14 protein-coding genes and 1 tRNA gene are annotated in these 19,966 nt (G+C 68.8%); 4 read left to right on the top strand and 11 right to left on the bottom strand.

The window, feature by feature from the left end; genetic code table 11:
- Nucleotides 1–122 precede the first annotated feature (122 nt).
- From D7Y04_RS21070 to D7Y04_RS21055, 4 genes are read right to left on the bottom strand one after another with little or no spacing between them, the layout of a single operon-like run.
- On the bottom strand, nucleotides 123–1,070 hold the full coding sequence (locus tag D7Y04_RS21070; RefSeq protein WP_121760475.1) for a hypothetical protein: 948 nt from the start codon (nucleotides 1,068–1,070) through the stop codon (nucleotides 123–125).
- Nucleotides 1,070–2,116 (bottom strand): hypothetical protein, encoded by a 1,047-nt coding sequence (locus tag D7Y04_RS21065; RefSeq protein WP_147477170.1) that lies wholly within the window; start codon nucleotides 2,114–2,116, stop codon nucleotides 1,070–1,072. The genes D7Y04_RS21070 and D7Y04_RS21065 overlap by 1 nt, the downstream gene beginning before the upstream one ends.
- Nucleotides 2,116–5,874, bottom strand: coding sequence for an RHS repeat-associated core domain-containing protein (locus tag D7Y04_RS21060; protein ID WP_121760473.1), 3,759 nt, complete (start codon nucleotides 5,872–5,874; stop codon nucleotides 2,116–2,118). The genes D7Y04_RS21065 and D7Y04_RS21060 overlap by 1 nt, the downstream gene beginning before the upstream one ends.
- A gap of 12 nt (nucleotides 5,875–5,886) precedes the next feature.
- Complete coding sequence (locus tag D7Y04_RS21055; RefSeq protein WP_158627568.1) at nucleotides 5,887–8,457, bottom strand: type VI secretion system Vgr family protein; 2,571 nt, start codon at nucleotides 8,455–8,457, stop codon at nucleotides 5,887–5,889.
- A 156-nt stretch (nucleotides 8,458–8,613) separates the two neighbouring features.
- On the opposite strand from D7Y04_RS21055, the gene D7Y04_RS21050 reads away from it, so the two are divergent.
- Both D7Y04_RS21050 and D7Y04_RS45165 read left to right on the top strand, forming a co-directional pair.
- Nucleotides 8,614–9,861, top strand: coding sequence for a hypothetical protein (locus D7Y04_RS21050; RefSeq protein WP_121760471.1), 1,248 nt, complete (start codon nucleotides 8,614–8,616; stop codon nucleotides 9,859–9,861).
- Nucleotides 9,858–10,892: a PAAR domain-containing protein gene (locus tag D7Y04_RS45165; protein WP_199749707.1), complete on the top strand. Its 1,035-nt coding sequence runs from the start codon at nucleotides 9,858–9,860 to the stop codon at nucleotides 10,890–10,892. Before D7Y04_RS21050 ends, D7Y04_RS45165 begins: the two co-directional genes overlap by 4 nt.
- 72 nt (nucleotides 10,893–10,964) lie before the next feature.
- Here D7Y04_RS45165 and D7Y04_RS21040 read toward each other — a convergent pair.
- Nucleotides 10,965–11,040, bottom strand: a tRNA-Thr gene (locus D7Y04_RS21040).
- A 297-nt stretch (nucleotides 11,041–11,337) separates the two neighbouring features.
- Between D7Y04_RS21040 and D7Y04_RS21035 the strand changes: the two genes are divergently transcribed.
- Entirely contained in the window at nucleotides 11,338–12,888 is a 1,551-nt protein-coding gene (locus D7Y04_RS21035) for a Glu/Leu/Phe/Val dehydrogenase (RefSeq protein WP_120595778.1), read from the top strand.
- Between the two features lie 85 nt (nucleotides 12,889–12,973).
- Here the strand turns inward: D7Y04_RS21035 and D7Y04_RS21030 are convergent, their stop codons facing one another.
- Complete coding sequence (locus D7Y04_RS21030) at nucleotides 12,974–13,333, bottom strand: PilZ domain-containing protein (protein ID WP_120527045.1); 360 nt, start codon at nucleotides 13,331–13,333, stop codon at nucleotides 12,974–12,976.
- 206 nt (nucleotides 13,334–13,539) lie between these two features.
- Between D7Y04_RS21030 and D7Y04_RS21025 the strand changes: the two genes are divergently transcribed.
- Nucleotides 13,540–14,175: a DUF6066 family protein gene (locus D7Y04_RS21025; protein WP_121760470.1), complete on the top strand. Its 636-nt coding sequence runs from the start codon at nucleotides 13,540–13,542 to the stop codon at nucleotides 14,173–14,175.
- 12 nt (nucleotides 14,176–14,187) lie between these two features.
- Here the strand turns inward: D7Y04_RS21025 and D7Y04_RS21020 are convergent, their stop codons facing one another.
- The 5 genes from D7Y04_RS21020 to D7Y04_RS21000 all read right to left on the bottom strand — a co-directional run bounded on the left by D7Y04_RS21020 (nucleotide 14,188) and on the right by D7Y04_RS21000 (nucleotide 19,874).
- Nucleotides 14,188–15,723 (bottom strand): trypsin-like peptidase domain-containing protein, encoded by a 1,536-nt coding sequence (locus tag D7Y04_RS21020; RefSeq protein WP_171806905.1) that lies wholly within the window; start codon nucleotides 15,721–15,723, stop codon nucleotides 14,188–14,190.
- 93 nt (nucleotides 15,724–15,816) lie between these two features.
- Nucleotides 15,817–16,407: a nucleotide exchange factor GrpE gene (locus tag D7Y04_RS21015; protein WP_120595776.1), complete on the bottom strand. Its 591-nt coding sequence runs from the start codon at nucleotides 16,405–16,407 to the stop codon at nucleotides 15,817–15,819.
- A gap of 84 nt (nucleotides 16,408–16,491) precedes the next feature.
- Nucleotides 16,492–16,740 (bottom strand): RNA polymerase sigma factor region1.1 domain-containing protein, encoded by a 249-nt coding sequence (locus D7Y04_RS21010; RefSeq protein WP_120595775.1) that lies wholly within the window; start codon nucleotides 16,738–16,740, stop codon nucleotides 16,492–16,494.
- A 105-nt stretch (nucleotides 16,741–16,845) separates the two neighbouring features.
- Complete coding sequence (ftsH, locus tag D7Y04_RS21005) at nucleotides 16,846–18,891, bottom strand: ATP-dependent zinc metalloprotease FtsH (RefSeq protein ID WP_370457174.1); 2,046 nt, start codon at nucleotides 18,889–18,891, stop codon at nucleotides 16,846–16,848.
- A gap of 149 nt (nucleotides 18,892–19,040) precedes the next feature.
- A complete protein-coding gene (locus D7Y04_RS21000) occupies nucleotides 19,041–19,874 on the bottom strand; it encodes a hypothetical protein (RefSeq protein WP_233601527.1) in 834 nt (277 codons plus the stop codon).
- Nucleotides 19,875–19,966 lie beyond the last annotated feature (92 nt).

The following is a 19,966-nucleotide window of genomic DNA, read 5'->3' as shown; positions in this document are numbered from 1 at the left end:
CTGCGCTCCAGCCTGGGGCTGGGCACCACGGATGCGGATGCGGATGTGGCCGTCGCCGTGGAGGCCTGGCGCTTGGCACTGGAGGAGCTGCTGCCCCAGGGCTCACCGCGCTGAGTCCAAATTCAGTCCGTGGAGGGTTTGAGCAGTCCCCGAGCGGTGAGCGCTGCCTGGAGGCGCTCGGCATGGCGAGCGTTGTGCGCGAGCTGCGTGAGGCCGGAGGTGTGCGCCTGGACCAGCACCTGCGCGCCCTCCAGCGTGCCCACCCGGTACTCCGTGCCGGCCTCCAAGCCAGCCAGCGATTTGAGGCCCGGGATGGCTGCGTCCACCCGCGCCAGGGATGCCTCCAGCGTCCATGTCTTCCCAGGCAGCCGGGGGATGTTCACGGCCTCCAGGGCGGGCGTGGCGACGAGCCACTCGAGCAGTGCCTCGTAGCGGGCGTGAACGAACGTTGAGCCAGGAGACTCGGGCGCTTGTTGCGAGGGCAGCACCCAGAGGTCCTCCGAGAGCGCCACCGTCCCCGGGGAAAGGAAGGGGAACGGGCGCGAGGTCCCGGGCAGCGCCGGCACGTCCGGGCGACACATGACCGTGGTGGAGTACCAGCCGCGCACGGCGACCCTGACAAGCGTGTCGCCAGCAAAGCGCAGGTAGCTGGGGGAGTGGGGAACGATCTGGCCGGTGTCGGCCACGACGGCGAGCAGCGGCGGGTCGGTGACGGTCTCGGAGGACTCGTCCGTGATGGAGAAGCCGACGCCCTGATGATCAGGCTCGGCGAAACGAAAGCGCCGGGGCAGGTCCGCGAGTGTGAGCCGGAAGGGGCCTCCCCAGGAGCGCCACTCCCCCATGGAGCGCTCGGCCTGCGCGGGCGCCCGGGCCAGCTCGGGCTCTCCCAGGCAGCCCTCGAAAAGCGGGCTCCAGCCAAGCGTCTCCCAGAAGGCGCGCACGTGCGCGGACTCGTCTGGCCCGAGCGCCACGTCGCGTCTCGTGGCGGCGTAGCGCGGGACGTTGCGCTCCAGGAGCGCCCGCAGCCGGACGACGTCCTGTCGAAGCGCCTCCATCGAAGGCACGCTCATCAAGTGACGGGCTCCGACCAGATGTCGGGTTGGGTTTCGACCTCCAACTCCAACTCCAGCCCGTTACGCTGGAGCCACGTTCGCATGGGTTCGAGATTCCGTGGCGCGACGACAAGATCCACCGAGCGATCATGCTGGGTGCGCTGGAGCCAAACCCCCATCCCCTCGATCCGGCCGACGGCTTGAAACCAGTCCTTCACAATCAGCCCCTCGGAACGGCTCGTGAATCGCCGGAAGCCGGGCTCGCTCACGTGCTCCGGGTCCAACCTCTGGTTCGGCTCAAGCACGACAAGCTGGCCCGCGGGTCGGAAGAAGTGCGACAGCCGCGCGTCGGGCTGGCCAAGGACGAACTCGATGTAGCGCTCGAAGTCGTCAAAGAAGAAGCGCCGCAGCATGCCCTGCGTATTCGCGGCGGCGCCCGGGCCCGAATCGAGACCCGAGATGCCTTCCGCCAGACGGTACAGGCCGGAAAAGACGGGTTCGAGCACCTGCTCTCCCTCAGCACGCAGGTTGACGATGCCCGCGGAGCGCCCGGACATCACCCGGCTCCATGTGGCTCGGATGAGGTGTGCGACAGCGCGCTCGGGCAGCGGCTTGAGCGCCCCCGTGGCCAGGTTCAGTTCGAGGAGAGGCGGGTCCTCGGCGGGTGTGGACTCGTCGGTGAGGAGCGGACGACTGGGGTTGGGGTGGAGGATGCGAAACTTCGCGGGCAGCCGATTCCAGGCCGCGCTGAAATCGTCGCGTTCCACCCCCCAGGTGTCCCGAGCCTCCGCATCCTCTCCGAACCACGTTTCGAAGGTGCGCCGCAGCCACTCCTGGGAGGCCTCTCCCGTGGGGCGCCACTGCTGAGGTTGGTTCCCCCCCGCCCCCACGGCCTCGCTGAAGCCCACCACCTCGAAGAAGTCCGCCAGCGCTCGTGGTGCGTCCGGCTCCAGGGAAAGGGGTTGCTTGTGCTTTCGGTGGCGGGGACACACCGCGTCCAGCATTGCACCGAATCGGCGCATCGCCTGCATCGTGGCGCTGCCCGTCATGGCTCCAGAGCTCATCAACAACTCCCATCCTTGCTGCCGGTGGAACCTGCCTCGGCTTTATCCGCCTTGTATTGCTCCCAGGTGATGTAACCAGTCCGATCAGCGTTGGGGTACAGAACCGTCACGTTCGGCTTTCCTTGCTGGTTGAAGTGGGCGTTCAGGATGCCCTGTAGCTTTTTTTCGCACTGGCTGCAGGGGGGGCGGTCGACGTAGACCGTGGCGCCACTGATGCCATTCGTGTGGAGGAAGTTCAGCGCCTGGATTTCGCCATGGCACCAGTTGCCCATCTGGCCCCGGTTGACGTCGAAGTCCCCCGGGTCTGGCGTGGGGTGGGGATGGCCATGACCGCTGATAAAGGCGGCGTCGTCCCCGTCTCGGAAGCCCCGGCCCTCCAGCGCGGGGTGGTTCGCTGGAACCCCTGTCACGATGGTGAGGCATTTGCCGTTGGTGCTGTCACTGGGCGCCTTCGCCACGTAGGTACGGCCGTCCGCTCCCCGGACAATACGGTTGTCCGGGTTCATGAGGTCCGGGTTCGTGGCATCCCTGGCTTCCCCCTTAGGAACCCAGGGATAGGGCCCACCGTTGTAATAGGTGAGCCCGAGCACGTCACTCCAGCACACCGGGCTGGGCACGTAGCTGTACTCATTGAGGCCGCCGAGCAGGCCAATGGGGTCCGGGCTGATGTACCGACCCAGCACCGGATCGTAGTAGCGAGCGAAGTTGTAGTAGAGCCCGGACTCCGCATCGTAGGTCTGCCCCGGGAAGCCCGGCTCGCCGTCCGGAGTTTCCGGCGCCACCTCGCCCCACGTGCCACGCCCGGCCGCCCAAAGCACCTGCCCGTCCGCGGCCACCCGCTCGCACGCGCTCCCGACTCCGTCCGTCAGGACGTAGGCGACGGTGTTTCCCCGGCGCTCCATCACCGGCGTGGCATGCCTGGGGTGGTGGATGTACGTCGCCACCTCGCCCGAAGGAGCCACCTCGTGCAGCAGCTGCTGCCCGCTCCACACGTACCGCCGCGCCCCTGCGGGGCCGTGCTTGGCCACCCGCCGGCCCAGGACGTCGTATTCGTAGCGCCAGCACTCGCCATCCGGCCGCGTCACCGTCGCGAGCTGGCCCATCCTGTTCCACTCGTACGTCCACACCTCCGTGTGCGGCTCGCGCGCCACCTCCTTTCGGACCAGCCGCCCGAGCCCGTCGTAGGTGTAGCGCCAGGGATTGCCGTCGCGGAGCACCTCTGTCGTCTGGTTGCCCTGCGCCGTCCGCGCCGTGGTCACTTCCGCGCCGCGTTCTCGCAGTGCGTCCACATCCAGCCGCAGCCACCCGCGCGCGTCCCGCTGAAGCACATCCTTGAGGTCACGTGCTCCCGAGTCCGGCAGCCACGCGGCGACCTTGCGGTTGCCGGTCTCGTCGTACTCGAAGAACTCCGTCTCGCCCCCTGAGCGCACCACCGCCTGGAGCCGGCCCACCGCGTTGTGGATGAAGTTCGCGTGGCCACGCAGCGAGTCCTCGATGAAGGACACGTGACCGAGCTCGTCGTAACCGTACGCACGTCGGATGAGAGCGGGCGGCCGCAGGCTGCCCTCCGCACCCCGCTGCCCCAGGGCCGACTTCCCCCCAGGCTGCACGTAGCTCTGCTCCAGCAGACGTCCCAGCTTGTCATAGACTTGTTCGAAGACCCCGCCCCCCGGCAGCTCGCGCCGCACCTCCTCGCCATTGGGCCCGAACTCGAAGCGGAGCGTGCCCTCCGCGCCGTGAATGGCGGAGCACAGGCTGCCCGGCGTCCACTCGAAGCGGGTGGGCGGCGCCAGGTCTGAATCCAGCTCCACCCGCCGGCCCTCATCGTCGTAGGCGCTGCGCACCGTGACGCCGTTGTGGGTCTCCGCCAGCACCCGTCCCAAGGTGTCACGCACGAAGATCAGCTCCGAGCCGGGCCTGGACACCTTCACCGGCAAGGACAGCGCGTCATACTCGTAACGCGTCATCACCCCGTCCGGGGTCGTGCGGGTCACCAGGTTGTGCCAGGCGTCGTACTCGAAGGTGTAGCGCGCGCCAGTCGGGTCGGTGACGGCCGTGAGGTTGGCGGCGAGGTCGAACTCGAAGCGGGCGACGGAGCCATCCCAGTTGCTCCGGGAGGAGGGCCGCCCCTGCTCATCGTAAGTCCACGCCAGCCGCCGCCCCCGCGCGTCCTCGATGGCGAGGATGCGACCGGGCTCGGTGTCCCACTCCAGCCGGAGGACTGTTCCGTCCGGCTGAACCACCTCCACCAGTTGCCCGCAGGCGTTGTACTGCATCTGCTTGAGGGTGCCGTCCGGCCCCTGATTCGAGATGCAGCGCCCCCCGCTGTCGTAGGTGTACTGCCACCGCCGTCCGTCCGGGGCCTCCACCCTGGAGAGATTGCCCGCCTTGTCATAGACGCGGCGGGTGACGCCCCCGGCGGGGTCCACCTGCGCCACGGGGCGGCCGTAGACGTCGTAGTCCGTGCGCCAGACCCGCCCGTCCGGGTTGACGTACGTCGCGAGGTGCCCTCGGCTGTCATAGCCGCACCGATCCTCGTGGCCCTGGGGGCTGCGGACGGACTCCAGCTCGCCGAACGGCGTGTAGCGGTAGCCCCATTCGCGGCCCCGCGGGTCCACCGTGCGCACGCGCCGGCCTTCCGCATCGAAGTCGAAGGTCCACTGCTCGCCATGCGTGTCGGACACGCGCACAGGCCGGTGGCCCTCGTCGTAGGCGACCAGGTGCTTGCGACCATCCGGCAGCGAGGAGGAGATGACCTGCCCCTGCGCGTCGTACTCCACCGTGCTCTGCCACTGATTCGCGCTGACGCTGGTGACCAGCCGCCCCAGGTCGTCGTAGACGAAGCTCGCCTTGCCGCCCAGGGGCGTGAGGATGCTCGTCACCTGGCCGGCCTCGTTGTACTCGTAGGCGGTGATGTGTCCGTGGCTGTCGGCGACGAGCGTCTTGCGGCGGGCGGCGTCGTACAGGAGGGTGCGTTCCTCGTGGCGGTTGGCGCCCGCGGCATACACACAGCGCCCCTGCGCGTCATACCGGAAGACGTACACCGCGCCGCTACACCGGGCCTCGGAGAGCATGCGGCCTGCGTCGTCGTATTCGAAGGAAGCCGCCTCGCCCACGCGGTCCACCACCCGGACGAGGAAGCCGCGCTTGTCGTAGACGAAGCGGGCCACCAGCTCCGCCGGATTGCCATCGAAGGTGACGCTCGCCAGTCGTCCCGTGCTGTCGTAGCTGAGGCGCAGGGCCCGACCGGAGCGCGTCTGCAGGATGCGGGAGAGGCGCCCCCGTCCGTCGTAGTCCAGCGCCAGCTTGACGCGTGCGTTGAGCTCGATGGACTCCAGCACGTAGCGCGTGTCCCGGGGCTTGCGCCGGAAGCGCCACAGCCACTGGGGCGTGTCCGAGCCGTAGAACTGGAGTGTCAGCGCGTCACGGTCGCCGCGCAGCTCCATCTGGCTGCCCGGCAGCACCAGCTTTCCCGTGTGCTCGAAGGCGTTGGCCGTGTCCTCCAACGCGTGCTCCGCGCCCATGGCGTCCACGTACGCGAAGCCATCCAGCGATTGCCGCAACTCGTGCTGGAAGGCGTGGCGCCAACCGGGCCCGAGTGGCTCCTCCGACTGCCCGCCCAGCAGACCAGTGCTGTAGAAGCGCTGGAAGGTCAGCGGCAGCAGCCCTGGTACCGCGAAGTCGGTGAAGACGTTGAAGAGCACACCAGAGGCGACATCGACGGGGTGGCCCACCGCCACCCTCCCAGACTGACTCATGGCAGCCCCCCGTCAGTTGATCTTGATGAGCGCGCCGGTGATTTCGTGGATGCCAATGGCCGAGGAGGTCAGCTTGGGCGCGGAGATGGTGGCCCCGGCGGCCTCCAGCTTCACCGTGCTCTGCTGGGCGCCGATGCCCACCTCCTTGCCGCCGTTGATCTCCACGGTGCCGTCGCTCTTGAGCTTGATGCTCGCCGCGCCGCACACGAGGCTCAGTTCCTGCCCGGTGCACGTCAACTCGACCTTCCCGGCGTCGAACACCATCTGACCCGAGCTGTTGTGCAGGGAGACCTTCTGTCCGGAGCCCTCGACGTTGGCGCCGCCGCGGTTGAGGGTGATGCTCACGTCGCCCTGGTTGAGCTTCACCTCGTTGTCGCCCGTCATGGCGTACTTGCCGGTGATGTGGTCCGTCTTGTCGCCCCCCACCTTGAGGTCGTCGTTGGCGTTGATGGTCTCGTCGCGACGGCCGGTGACGAGGAGCTTCTCCAGCGTGTTGACGGTGGCGTCCCGGCCCGCCTTCAGGGTGAGCTTCTCCTGCCCCGTCACCTCCTCCGTCCGCTTGCCCTTGATGGTGACGGTCTCGTCGATGTCCACCGTCTCGGTGCGGCTCTGCACGACGTGCGTCGTCTCGTTCTTCTTGACCGTCTTGGTGCGGTTGCCAGTGACGGTCATGGACTGCTCGCCGCCCACTGTCTCCGTCTGTGAGCCGTCCACCGCGTTGCTCTGGTTGGCCTTCACCTGGGTCGAGTGGTTGTTGAGCACCACTTCGTTGAAGTCCTTCTGGGCGTGGATGAAGAGCTCCTCCTCGCCAGCCGCATCCTCGAAGCGCAGCTCGTTGAAGCCATCGCCGCCCGGGGTACTGGAGGTGCGGATGGTGCTGCGCGTCTTCTGGTCCGGCAGCGGATAGGGCGGCTGGTTCTGCCCGTTGTAGACGCAGCCCACCACCAGCGGCCGGTCCGGATCCCCCTCCAGGAAGTCCACCAGCACCTCCATGCCGATGCGCGGCAGGAAGACGAAGCCCCAGCCCAACCCCGACCACACCTGAGCCACGCGCAGGAAGCAGGAGCTCTTCTCGTTGCGCTGACCTGCCCGGTCCCAGTGGAACTGCACCTTGATGCGACCGTGCTCGTCCGTGAAGATCTCCTCACCTGACGGCCCGACCACGGTCGCCGTCTGCAGGCCGGCCATGCGCGCGCGCGAGCGCCGACGCTCGGGGCGGAAGGCCACGTCCAGGGGCAGGCTCTCGAAGGCGTTGCGGTAGCGCTCGTGTCCCGCGCCCTCCTTGTCCTCCTCGTGCGAGTCGCTCGTCAGCTCCTCGGGCGCGTGGCCAAAGTGCTCCACCCGGGTGAGCAGGTACCAGCCGTCCAGCGCGGGGTGCCCGTGGCCGGTGAGCTCGAACATGGCGCCGGGAACGAAGCCGGTGACGGTGCCCTCGCCGCGCCCGCGCCGGCCCTCGGACTGGAAGGCCTGGCGGCGCAGCTCCTCCTGCTTCTGTGCCGGCTCGTACTTGTACTTCTTCTCGCCCTTGTCATACGGCCCCAGCAGCGGGGCCGGGTACTCGTAGGACTCCCGATCACGTCCGTGCGCATCCTCGGCCCGCGCCTCGCGCGTCAGGTCGTAGTCCGGGTGCGTCCAGTTGAAGTCGCGCACCACCACGCTCGTGGTGTGGAGCTTCTGGGCGAACTCGAAGGAGCGCAGCGTCTCGTCCTGGGCCGTGCCGGCCTCGGGGCCCATCAGCTTGATGGGGCCCGCGCCCACCGTTTCACAGGTGGGGCACTGCTCGTTCAGCTCCACGAGCACCAGCTCCTCGCGCTCGCCGGAGTGTTCGAAGAAGAAGAAGAGGCCCTCCTCCTCCATCAGCCGCAGGACGAAGTCGAGGTCCGTCTCGCGGTACTGCACGCAGTACTCACGCGGCAGGTACTCGCGGTCGAGCTGCATCCGGAAGGACCGCTCGAAGGGCTGGAGCCCCTCGGAGAGCACCTCCTCCAGGATTTGCGGCACCGTCTTCTCCTGGAAGATGTAGGAGTCCTTGCGCTGCGAGAGCGCCCAGAGCGCGGGCACCACGAACACGCGCGCCAGCAGGTGGCCGGCCTTGGTGCCGGTGTGCTCCACGCGGTGGACGATGCCGCAGAGCCGGCGCGAGGTGGCGTCCCGGGAGATGAGCACCTCGCATGAGGAGCCGAGCAGCCCGTCCACGTCCGCACCCAGGTCCTCGTTGGCGAGATCCAGGGTGCACGTGTACAGCTCCGAAAGCCCCTCCTGCGCGTGCAGGGAGACGACGCGCCAGGCGCCCCCCGGGTCCGACTCGGGATGGAAGGCGAAGCGCACCTTGTCCACCGGACGCAGCCCGCTGGCGATGAGCCCCTCGAAGCCGCTCAACGCTTCCAGACCGGTGTGGATGGCCTCACCGACCGGACCGCCCACGCCGCTGGCCACCGCGCCCGCAGCCTGCTTCACCGCTTGCCCTGGGTTGCTCTGCGCGGTGTGCGCTACCTGCCGCACCTGTCCGGCGGTCCTCTGCGCCGCATTCGCGGCCTGGAGCGCCTTCTGCGCACCGCGCACGGCATCGTTCGAATCAGACACGCGAGTCCCCCCTCGCATACAGTGGAGATGTTCCGTCTGTCTTTCTACCGCGCCGCCCTGCCGGCGAAAACCGGGCATGCGAATTGGACGAGCGCGCAAAGAATACCAACTCCCAGCTTTAACTGAAATGGGCTACCATTCGCACCTGGGGGGATCATGAAGCGCAAGCTTGAGGAACTCCAAGACACGCTCGGCGCCTTCGTCGAACAGCGCGACCACTTCGTGCTGGTGGTGGGCAGTACCGAGGCCGAGGCGGCCTGGGCCCTCAAGACGTTGAAGGGACTCGACGAGGAGAGCCCCTCGGATTTGTTCCTCCTCTTCTCCCAGGACGCGGGGCCTCCGGCGGCGTATGTGACGGCCCTGCTGGCCAACCTGGAGGCCCAGCTGGAGGGGGCCAACACCCTGAAGGCCGAACAGGGACAGGCCCCCTGGCCTCCACTCCCCCCGCTGTGCCTGGATGTCCGCCAGCCCCCCGCCCTGCGGCTGCGCACCGCGTTCGAGCACGTCCGGAGCCTCCTCCCGCCGGAGGGAGATCACCGCCTCGTCTGGGCACTGCTCCCCATGAAGATCTCCGACCGCATCGGCTTCGCGCAGCTCGTCGGCGAGCTGCTGCCTCGCGATGGCTTCCAACCCTGGATGCGCTCCATGCGCGTCGTCGTCCGCGACGACCGGGAGTCCCCCTTCCTGGTGCCAGCGCTGCGCAAACAGAAGGCCCCGGGCGTGCTGCTGTATGAACCGGACCTGAGCACGGCGGCATTGACGGACAGCCTGGCCCAGGAGGCGCTGGACCCGAACGTGCCGGAGCCCGAGCGGATGCAGGCGCTCCTTCAGCTCGCGGCGCTGGACTACGCGCACCAGCGCTTCCCCGCGGCCATCGAGAAATACAGCCTGCTGCACGCATACTACGCGGAGAAGGAGTTGAGAGAGCTCCAGGCGCTGTGCCTCCAAGGCACGGGGGACGTGCTGCGGCGCGTGGGCAAGCTGGAGCTGGCCCGGGAGAAGTACCAGCAGGGCCTGTCGGTGGCGGTGCAGACGAAGGCGCTCCCCATCCTTCTCAATCTCTCCATGGCCGCGGGCGACGTGAGCCTGGACCTGAAGCAGTACCCGGATGCCGAGGGCTATTTCGACATCAGCGACCGGGTGGCGGCCAAGGCTCTCAACCCCTATGCAAAGGCTGACGCCATCGAGAAGCTCGGACTGGCGAGGTACCTGCGCAAGGATTTGGGCGGGGCCGTGAAGGCCTGGCGTGATGCGGTGACGCTCTGCAAGTCCGCCGAGTACGCCCCCCGCCTGCGCTCCGTCCTTGAACGTCTGGTGAAAGTCTACGGCGATGCAGGGATGCGCCCGGAGCAGCAGGCGTGCACGCAGGAGCTTCGAGCCCTCCCGAAGGAGACCCAGGCATGAGCGGCCCCCCAGGCAACACGTCAGGCCGAGGAGCGGCCCGCACGGCGCAGCAGCCCCCCACTCCCGCCCCCCCGCTCATCAGCCCCGATGGGCAGAACGTCGCGGTCGACTCGTTCGCGCGCATCGTCAACCAGACCACCGACCCCTTCCGCCAGGCCCCACCCCCTCACCAGGGGACGGTGGGCGCGGTCAACCAGGTGCTGGGCGGTGTCCTGGGTGCGATCAACGCTCCGGTGGAGCTCCTCAACACGGGGTTCGCGCTCGCCACCGCGGGCATCTCCGCGGTCTTCCCCGCGTTGCCAGCGGCCACCCTCACGGCCCTCCACGTCGGGCTTCCCCACCCGCACGCCCACCCTCCCAGCCTCATCCCTCCGGCGCCTCCCATTCCGCTGCCGAGCATCGGAGCGGTCATGCTCAGCGGATGCGTGTCCGTGCTGATCAATGGCCTGCCAGCGGCACGAGCCGGGGACGTGGGCCTGGCGGTGACGTGCGGCAGCTTCATGCCCCCGCTGGAGATCTTCACCGGCTCCAGCAAGGTCTTCATCGGCGGCTCGCGCGCGGCGCGCATGGGTGACATCACCAAGCACTGCACGCCCTCCGCCGGAGGCATGTCGAAGCTGGCGAAGGTGATGGCGGCGGCGGGCTTGGCGGCGGGGGCGCTCGGCGCCGTCACTTCCGCCATGGACTCGGCGAACCCCAGCGCCGAGGCGGCCGCGGCGGACTCGGCGGGTGCCGCCACGGCCAGCGCGGCGGCCGCGGCCGGTCAGGCCATGGGCGCCGCCGTCGCGGCGGCCCAACTCGCGGCGGACGCAGCGGCCATGGCGCTCTCGATGATGGTCGGCAAGGACCCCGGGCTCATCCCGGACTTCGGCGCCATCGTCCTGGGCCAGCCCAACGTGCTCATTGGCGGCTTCCCCATGCCCTCCTGGAGTGAGGTCGCCGGCGGCCTGATGAAGCTCGTCAGGGGGCTGCGGCGCGGGGCACGCAACGGTCGCAAGCAAGGCCGGCTCTTCTGCTTCAAGTGCATGTAGGGCTCACGACAGCCCCAGACGCCAGAAACGAAAAAGGCCGGCTGCCACAGGGGCAACCGGCCTTTCTCTTCTTGGAGCCGACATCCGGATTTGAACCGGAGACCTACTGATTACGAATCAGTTGCTCTACCAACTGAGCTATGTCGGCGCACCGAAAGCGGCGCGTAAGTACCATCCGCATCCGGACCCGGCAAGGAGTTTCTCCGGGGATTTTCGAGCCCCCGCCCCCACGCCCGCTTCTATCCCCCAGAAGCCCTGACATTCATGACACGGCGCATCTGTTGGGGTGACACACCGCGTCGGCTAAGCCCGCGACTTTTCTCCATAATTTGGAGAAATGGCCTGCCGCCAGACTGGTTGAATCCCCGTGGCGGCTGTGCTCATAAGGGCGCCGCTTTCCCCAGTGGCCCCCATCCGGGTGGGCCCTCAAGGAGCACGTTCCATCATGGCCAGCGAAGAGACTTTCATGCGCGCCCCGGCCCCTACGCCCAAGCGCACCATCTACACGGAGGCGATGGAGATCTTCAATTACGCGGCGGATCTCATCGGCCTGGACAAGCGGGTGCGTCTGGAGCTCGAAGAGCCCGACTACGAGCACATCTTCTACGTCACCGCGAAGCTCAAGGACCGGCTCGTGCCGCTGTCCGCCGAGGGGGCGAAGTCCTTCGCCGACCTGTCCGTCACCCAGGTGCGCAACCCCGAAGGCCTGGAGCGCCTGGCCAACGGCAACCTCATCCTGAACGGCCGCGCCCTGCTGGGCTCGGACGTCGCCATCCGCCACGGCCACCTGCGCCTGCCGGACGGTCTGGTGTACCAGCTGGTCCCCGGTGAGTCGCAGCGCTTCAAGGCCTACCGCGTCCAGCACAACCAGGCCCGTGGCCCCTACAAGGGCGGCCTGCGCTACCACCGCGAGGTGTCCCTGGATCTCTTCAAGGCGCTCGCCGCGGAGATGACCTGGAAGACCGCCATCGCGGAGGTCCCGTTCGGCGGCGGCAAGGGCGGCATCCAGCTGGATCCGCGCGAGTACGGCCGCGAGGAGATCGAGGCCATCACCCTGCGCTTCATGTACCGGCTCAAGAGCCTCATCGGGCCGAACATCGACATCCCGGCGCCGGACGTGGGCACCAACCCGGAGATCATGGCGCTGCTCTACCGCCAGTTCTCCGACGGTGAGCGCGAGCGCCACAACCTGCGCGGCATCGTCACCGGCAAGGACGTGCGCATCGGTGGTTCCGAGGGCCGCGGCAAGGCCACCGGCCAGGGCGTCGCGTTCTGCATCGAGGACTACTACGCCGACCGCGGCGAGAGCGTGAAGGGCAAGACCTTCGTCCTCCAGGGCTTCGGCAACGTGGGCAGCCACGCCGCCATCATCCTGTCGAACATGGGCGCGCGCCTGCTCGCGGTGAACGACGCCGACGGCTCCGTCTTCAACGGCGACGGCATCGACGTGAACGCGCTGGCCGCCTACGTGGCGGACCCCAAGAACCTCAAGCGCTCTGTCATCGGGTTCCCCGGCGCCCAGCGCATCGAGAAGAAGGACCTCTGGGACGTGCAGGCGGACATCCTCGTCCCTGCCGCCCTCGGTGGCGAAATCACCGCGGACGTCGCGGAGCGCCTCAAGGTCAAGCTCATCGCGGAAGGCGCCAACGGCCCCACCACCCCGGAGGCCGACCGCGTCCTGCAGAAGCGCGGCATCGAGCTCATCCCGGACATCATCGCCAACGCCGGCGGCGTGACGGTGTCCTACTACGAGTGGATCCAGAACAAGCGCATGGAGCGCTGGAGCGAGGCGGAAGTCGATCAGCGCCTCGAGCGCGCCATGAAGCGCAACTACCGCATCATCCGGGACATCTCGCGCAACCAGCCGCGCAAGACGGAGATGCACGACAGCCGCCCGTACTGCATCGGCAAGACGGTGGACAGCCGCTGCGCCGCCATGATCCTCGCGCTCAAGCGCATCGAAGCCCACTACCTGCTGGAAGGCTTCTCGCAGTAACCGGCCTCAAGCCAGCTCCCTGCGTCGCCCCCCGGGGCACGGTGTCTTCCCGCTTCAGTCGGGAAGGGCCGTGCCCCGTGGTGTTTCAGTGCATCACCCGCTCGCGGTCCACCAGGAGCAGCGGCGCGTCGTCCATGGTCTCGTAGGCCACGATGCGCAGGCCCACCCCGCGGCTGTTGCCGGGCCGCCCGTCCTTGCGGCCAAAGGCCAGCGCCACCTGGTAGCGGACCTCGCACAGGCACGTCATCTCCGTGCCGTCCTCGCCCGCGAACGTCACCTTCAGCTTCTCGCCCAGCCCCAGCGAGTCACGCACCTCGATGAACATGCCCCGCGCGCTGATGTTGCGGCCGATGCCCCGCATCATCCCGTCCTGGGTGGACAGGTACACGGTAAAAATCTTGTCGAAGCGAAGATTGGAGCGGCGTTCCTGGGGCTGCGTGTTCATTCGGGGAGGGCTCCGAGACAGGTGGGGACAGGGGCAAACTACACGGTAGCCAGATGTAGGCAAATAATCACCTACATCCACCATGGAGCACCCTGACTCACCATGACGCACCACATCCCGTTTCACGGGAAAGCGCTGCCCCCGGCGTGGCGGGAGTGGCACCATCCCCGGGCTGTCCTTCCCCCCTTTTTCCGGAGTTTCCCGCCGTGAATCGCATCCTGGCCGCCGCCTTCGCCCTCCTTGTGCCCACGCTCGCCATGGCCGACGTCGACTCGCGCTTCGCGAAGCTGCGTGACGAGTCCGAGCCCCTGGGCGGGCTGGGGGCCTTCCTGGAGAAGTACGTGGGCGAGTGTGACGGGGCGCTCGTGGATCCGCAGTGCAAGCAGCAGGCGGAGGCCTTCCGCAAGAAGTACACGGGCAAGCGCCTGTACATGATCGTCACCGAGGACGACGCGGGCATGCTGTCCCCCGGTGACTTCAACCCCGGCACCAACGAGTTCACCATCAACATCACGCCCTTCTTCTCGGGCGGGAAGTACGGCCTGTGCCACGGCGCTCCGAAGAAGACGGACGCGCAGGGCAACCCGGTGATGAACTACCTCACGGTGAGCGGCACGGCGCCGGACATGTGGAACGGCGGCACCTTCAACCGCATGTTCACGGCGCGGGGCGTGCGCGCGCAGGTCGTCTTCACCCCGCAGTCGGTGTGGACGCTGCCCAAGAAGGGCGGCGGGAAGAACTACGGCGTCAACGCCCGCATCGAGGCCGTCCTCGTCACCGAGGGCCGCACCGGCAACCAGCTGGGGCTGTGGCTCAACGGCAAGGACGCGGGCGGCAAGTAGCGCGGACCGCGTTCAGCGGGCGATGGCGATGTACTGGAGCGCGTCGCCCCGCTGGACGCGCAGGAGGATGCTGGCCCCGGCGCTGCCCCGCTCCAGGGCGGCCTTCACGCCGGAGGCATCCTTCACGCGGCGGCGGTTCACCTCCATGACGACGTCGCCCGCGCGCAGGCCGGCCTGCTCCGCCGGGCTGCGCGGCACCACGCCGGACACGAGCGCGCCCAGGAAGGCCTCGTAGCCCAGGGGCGCGGCCACCTCCGGCGTCAAATCCCGCAGCACCAGCCCCAGGTCGTTCGCGCTGCTGCCGCCCCGGTTGGAGAGCCCTTCCGTGGCCTCCTGCGCGGGCCGGGCGACCAGCCGCACCGCCACCTCCTGGGTGCCGCCGTCGCGCAACAGTGTCAGCTTCGCCTCCGTGCCCGGGGCCAGCAGCGCCACCTTGCGCAGGAGTTGGAGGTAGCTGCCAATGGGCCGGCCGTTCACCGCCACCAGCCTGTCCCCGGGGCGGATGTGCGCCTGGGCGGCGGGACTGCCTCGGTAGACATCCTTCACCACCGGCGCCGTGGCGGTGGGGTCCGCGCCGTCCTCGTTGATGACGACGCCCAGCCAGCCGCGCTCCAGCTTCCCGTTCTCCCGCAGGTTGGGCAGCAGGTCCTTCACCAGGTTGATGGGCACCGCGAAGCCAATGCCCTGCCCTTCGCTGATGATGGCGGTGTTCACGCCAATCACCTCGCCCTTCATGTTGAAGAGCGGGCCGCCGGAGTTGCCTGGGTTGATCAGCGCGTCCGTCTGGATGAAGTCGTCGAACTGGCCCACGCCCAGCACGCGCTCCTTGGCGGAGATCATGCCGTGCGCCACCGAGTGGTCCAGGCCGAACGGGTTGCCGATGGCCACCACCCAGTCCCCCACCTCCAGCGCGTCGGAGTCGCCCAGGAACACGGCGGGCAGCGTCCCCAGCCCGGCGCCATTCAGCCGCAGGAGCGCCACGTCCGTGGACGCGTCCCGGCCCACCACGTCCGCGGGGAACTCGCGGCCGTCCGCCAGCCGAACGGACACCTGCTGCACCGGCACCTCGCGGGGGCCGTCCTTGCCCGGCGTGACGCCGGAGCCGGTGGGGTTCACCGTCGGGCCCTGCGCGTTGGCCACCACGTGGTTGTTGGTGACGACGAGCCCGTCGGGCGTCAGCACGAAGCCGGAGCCGGTGGAGCGCTTCACCGCGCCCACCACCGCGCCAGGCCCCACCGTGGTGATGTTCACCACGCCCGCCTCCACCGCGCGGATCAGCGGCGCCAGCGACGTGGGGGGCGTGAAGCGGGGCAGGCCCGCGTAGCCCGCGGGGCGCTCGCGCCACAGCGAGGCCACGCCCGCGGTGGCCGGGGTGTCCACCGTCGCGGGCGGAGGGGAAGCGAAGTAGGCCAGATGCTCGCGCACCCGGGCCTGGAGCCAGGGCTTGAGCGGATCCTCGGCGGCGCCAGCCACCGGGGCGAGCGCCACCGCGCAAAGGACGCTGAACAGTCGGACGGACACGGGGTGGCAGCTTACACGGCGGGCCATGGCGTCAGGGCCCAACAGTCCGGTGGCCTCCACCCTTCCCGGCCCGCGACGCCCTTGGGGTCGCGGGCCTGGGGGGACTTCAGGCCTGGACTTTCAAGCCTGGGCCGGGGCCACGTACCGGGCCACCTTCACCCGGGCGGGGCGGATGATGCGGTCCTTCAGGCGGTAGCCCGCGCGGAACTCGGCGACCACCTTCTGGTCGTCCGCGGGGACGGGCGTCACTTCCATGTCCGCCGCCTCGGCGACGTTCGGATCATAGGGGCGCCCCACCACCTGGATGCGCTCGATGCCGGTGGCCTGGGCCTTGGACAGCAGGCTGTCGCGGATCATCCGCACGCCCTGCACCACGGGAGACGTGTCCTGCTGGCTGGAATTCAGCACCAGGTCCAGTTCGTCAATGGCCTCCAGGAGCGTGCGGGCCACGTTGCCGCGCTCCACGTCGAGCATGCGCTCACGCTCGCGAGTGATGCGCTGCTTGAACTCCTCGCGGTCCTTGGTGAGGTCCTGGAGCCCCCGGGCCAGCTCGTTCACCCGGCGGCGCGCCGCCTCCAGCTCCGCCTGGAGCCGCGCCACCTCGCCATCCTGGGCGGCCTCGGCCTGCGTGTCGGAGTCAGCCGCCTCCACCTGGGTGTCGGAGGGGGCCTGCGTCTCCGGGGTCTCGTCGCTGCGGGGATTGCCGTCCATTGTCGAACCTGCGCCAGGGGTTGGAAGAAACGAACCTCGATGAGCGGCGCGAACCTAACCGCGAGGACGGTCCTGTCAACGCGCCTAGTGGTTGGACGGGGCCGCTGGCGGCGCTTCCGCCATGAAGCCGTGATCCACCTGCCCGGTCACCTCGTCGATGATCTCCACCTGCGCGGCGCGAAGGGAGTAGTAGAGAAGCCACCGCTCGGCGGCCGTCAGAGTCCCCGCGGGCAGCGCCTCCTCTATCTCCTGCACCGTGAGCCGGCCGTCCTTCAGGCCCTTGGCGAACAACGCTTTCCGCGCGATGTAGCTCTTTCCAATCCGGTTCTCCACGGCGACGCCTCCTTGTCGTTGGAAAGTAATTTCGCCCACCGGTCACCGCAGGCTGGCGGTGGATCCGGTGGGCGAAGGGCTGCCCGGAGGGCAGGCAGGCACACGCTACGAGTTGAGCTTGCCCTCGGCGTGCTGCGTGGGCGGCACCGGCGGCTCGGACTCCGTGCCCCCCACGGGGTGGGCGGAGATGACCGAGCGCGCTTCCGGGTGGAGCAGGCCGCGCTGCGCCTGCACCTTGGGCCCCAGGATGAGGATCATCGCCTCCTCCTCGATGACCTCCGTCGCCAGGAGCCGCGCCGCCAGCGCCTCCACCTTCTCGCGGTTCGTGTTGAGCACGTCCCGGGCGCGGTCCAACGCCTCGGAGACCATCTTGCGGACCTCCTCGTCGATCATCCGCGCCGTCTGCTCGGAGTAGCTGCGCGACTCCGGCAGGCCTGCGGACCGCAGGAAGCCCGGCCCCTGCTCACCGCTCAGCGCCACCGGACCCAGCGTGCTCATGCCGTAGTCGCGGACCATCATCTTGGCGATCTCCGTCGCCTGCTTGATGTCGTTGGATGCGCCGGTGGACACCTCGCCGATGAAGATCTCCTCCGCCGCGCGGCCGCCCATCATGCCCGCCATCTTGTCGCGCAGTTCGTCCAGCGACATGAGGTAGCGGTCCTCCAGCGGCAGCGACATGGTGTAGCCCAGCGCCGCCAGACCGCGCGGGATGATGGACACCTTGGTCACCCGCTCGGCGTAGGGCAGCATCCAGCCCACCACCGCGTGGCCCGCCTCGTGGTGCGCGACGATCTCCTTCTCGCGCTCGTTCATGCGGCGGTTCTTCTTCTCCAGACCCGCCACCACGCGCTCGATGGCCTCCTCGAAGTCCGCCCGCATCACCGCGTCGCGGTTCTTGCGCGCGGCGAGCAGCGCCGCCTCGTTCACCACGTTGGCCAGGTCCGCGCCGGCGAAGCCCGGCGTGCGCGAGGCAATCACCTTGAGGTCCACGTCCGTGGCCAGCTTCACGCCCTTGGCGTGGATCTCCAGCACCCGCTCGCGGCCGCGCTTGTCCGGGCGGTCCACCAGCACCTGCCGGTCGAAGCGACCCGGGCGCATCAGCGCGCTGTCCAGAATCTCCGGACGGTTCGTCGCCGCCAGGATGATGAGGCCCGCGCGGCTGTCGAAGCCGTCCATCTCCGCGAGCAGCTGGTTGAGCGTCTGCTCGCGCTCGTCATGGCCGCCGGCCACGCCCGAGTTGCGGCTCTTGCCGATGGCGTCCAGCTCGTCGATGAAGATGATGCACGGCGCCTTCGCGGTGGCCTGGGCGAAGAGGTCTCGGACGCGGGCCGCGCCCACGCCGACGAACATCTCCACGAACTCCGAACCGGAGAGGTTGAAGAAGGGCACGCCCGCCTCACCCGCCACGGCCCGTGCGAGCAGCGTCTTGCCCGTGCCCGGAGGGCCCACGAGCAGCACGCCCTTGGGGATGCGGCCACCCAGGCGGCGGAACTTCTCCGGCGTCTTGAGGAACTCGACGATTTCGCTGAGCTCCTCCACGGCCTCGTCCACGCCGGCCACGTCCTTGAAGCCCACGCCGGTGTCGTTTTCCGCCTGCACCTTCGCGCGCGTCTTGCCAAAGGACATGACGCTCTGCGGGCCCTGGCCCATGCCGCCGGACATCCGGCGCATCATGAAGCTCCAGAAGAGGATGAGCAGGCCCATCGGGATGAGCCAGATCCACAGCACCTCGCTGAAGCTGGACTGCGGCACGGCCTCGAACTGGATGCCCTTCTGCTCCAGCAGGGGCACCAGGCCCTCGTCACCGGGGACGCGGTAGGCCATCCACGGCAGGGCGCTGGGCTCGCTGCGCAACGTGCCGCGCTCACCCGGAGGAGGCTGGGCGTTGTCCTTGAGGAAGCCCTTCACCCACTCGTTTGAAATCTGCACGCGGCTGAACTGATTGTTCTCCACCGCGTCGCGCAGTTGGCTGTACGACACCCGGCGCACGCCCGCGTCCTGAAACACGTTCCGGAACAGCAGGAACCCCAGCACGAGCAGGAGGATGTAGCCCAGTGGTGAGCCGAACTTGAACCCACCTTTCGTGGGTGTTGGCTTGTCGCTCTTCTTTCCGCGCGGGCCCATCCCCGGCGGCAGGTCCTGTGGCTTCATCGTCGGCACGCTCGCCCTCCCCCTCCCCCGTACACACAGACACCATGTCGTGTGACGGTTCCCTTAGCCGGCCAAAGATGGTCACCCCCGCCAAGCCGTCAACCGCAGGGCGTGACAGGACGATGACGAACGCGGGCCCGACTGTCCGATCAGCGGCAGTCGACGCGGACCAGGGGCTCCCCTGCGAACTCACTGCCCAACAGGTAGCCGCGGCCGTCCTGGAGGAACGTCACCGCCTCTGACTGGGCCTGGCTGGCGCCCGGCACTTCCACCACCTGCGCCTGGACGAAGTCCTCCAGCCGCTTCGCGTCCGGGCGGCGCAGCTCCCACACGCGGGTGTACGTGCGCACCAGCAAGCGCTCGCCGGAGGGATGCAGGGCGGCGGCGGTGGACAGGCGGTCCACGTCATCCGGAACGCGCAGGGTGCCCAGCTTGCGCGCCTTGCCGGTGGCGCCGGGCTTCAAGCCCTCCACCGCGTACAGGTCGCCCAGGGACGCGCGCGTCTTGGTGAGGATCCCCACCTGCCCGGAGCGGCTGTCGACAATCAAGGACTCGGCGTCATGGGCGCCGTCCTCGTAGGTGAAGGGCAGCGCCTCCACCGGGAGCGTGGCGTTGGCGACGGACGTGGGCTCGGGCAACCGGAACAGGCGCACCTCCTTGCGCCGCTCGAAGTTGTCGCCGGTGTCCGCCAGGAAGATGCAGGAGTCCTTGCCGCCGGGCGCGCACGGGCCCACGGCGATGTCCTCGATGTCGCGCGGATCCGCGCCGGTGAGGCTCAGCGTGGCCTTCACCGCGCCCGTCTCGTCCAGGGCGAACAGCTCGAAGGCATTGTTGGAGTCGTTGTGTCCCCAGAAGATGCCCGGGTGGCGCTGGCTGGCGGCCAGGCCGGACAGCTCCGGGACCTCGCGGGGCACCGCGCCCGTCTGGCGGCCATCCGTGTAGAGCAGACAGCCCTCGAGCCCCGTGGCGGGCACCTGCTGCATGCCGGCGTCCGGAGCGTTGGAGGCCGTGGGCGAGGGACGGGAGCTGGAGCAGGCGGCGGACAGCAGGAGTCCCGCTGCGGCGACAAGACGCG

The organism is Corallococcus sp. AB038B, assembly GCF_003668955.1.
Lineage (GTDB): Bacteria > Myxococcota > Myxococcia > Myxococcales > Myxococcaceae > Corallococcus > Corallococcus exiguus.
The sequence above is the reverse complement of the archived record's forward strand: the minus strand, read 5'-3'. Positions and strand labels throughout refer to the sequence as shown.

Excerpts from the sequence above, each read along its gene's own strand:
- D7Y04_RS21070 (WP_121760475.1), bottom strand. The coding sequence starts at position 1,070 with ATGAGCGTGCCTTCGATGGAGGCGCTTCGACAGGACGTCGTCCGGCTG.
- D7Y04_RS21065 (WP_147477170.1), bottom strand. The coding sequence starts at position 2,116 with ATGAGCTCTGGAGCCATGACGGGCAGCGCCACGATGCAGGCGATGCGC.
- D7Y04_RS21060 (WP_121760473.1), bottom strand. The coding sequence starts at position 5,874 with ATGAGTCAGTCTGGGAGGGTGGCGGTGGGCCACCCCGTCGATGTCGCC.
- D7Y04_RS21050 (WP_121760471.1), top strand. The coding sequence starts at position 8,614 with ATGAAGCGCAAGCTTGAGGAACTCCAAGACACGCTCGGCGCCTTCGTC.
- D7Y04_RS45165 (WP_199749707.1), top strand. The coding sequence starts at position 9,858 with ATGAGCGGCCCCCCAGGCAACACGTCAGGCCGAGGAGCGGCCCGCACG.
- D7Y04_RS21035 (WP_120595778.1), top strand. The coding sequence starts at position 11,338 with ATGGCCAGCGAAGAGACTTTCATGCGCGCCCCGGCCCCTACGCCCAAG.
- D7Y04_RS21030 (WP_120527045.1), bottom strand. The coding sequence starts at position 13,333 with ATGAACACGCAGCCCCAGGAACGCCGCTCCAATCTTCGCTTCGACAAG.
- D7Y04_RS21020 (WP_171806905.1), bottom strand. The coding sequence starts at position 15,723 with ATGGCCCGCCGTGTAAGCTGCCACCCCGTGTCCGTCCGACTGTTCAGC.
- D7Y04_RS21015 (WP_120595776.1), bottom strand. The coding sequence starts at position 16,407 with ATGGACGGCAATCCCCGCAGCGACGAGACCCCGGAGACGCAGGCCCCC.
- ftsH (WP_370457174.1), bottom strand. The coding sequence starts at position 18,891 with ATGAAGCCACAGGACCTGCCGCCGGGGATGGGCCCGCGCGGAAAGAAG.
- D7Y04_RS21000 (WP_233601527.1), bottom strand. The coding sequence starts at position 19,874 with ATGCAGCAGGTGCCCGCCACGGGGCTCGAGGGCTGTCTGCTCTACACG.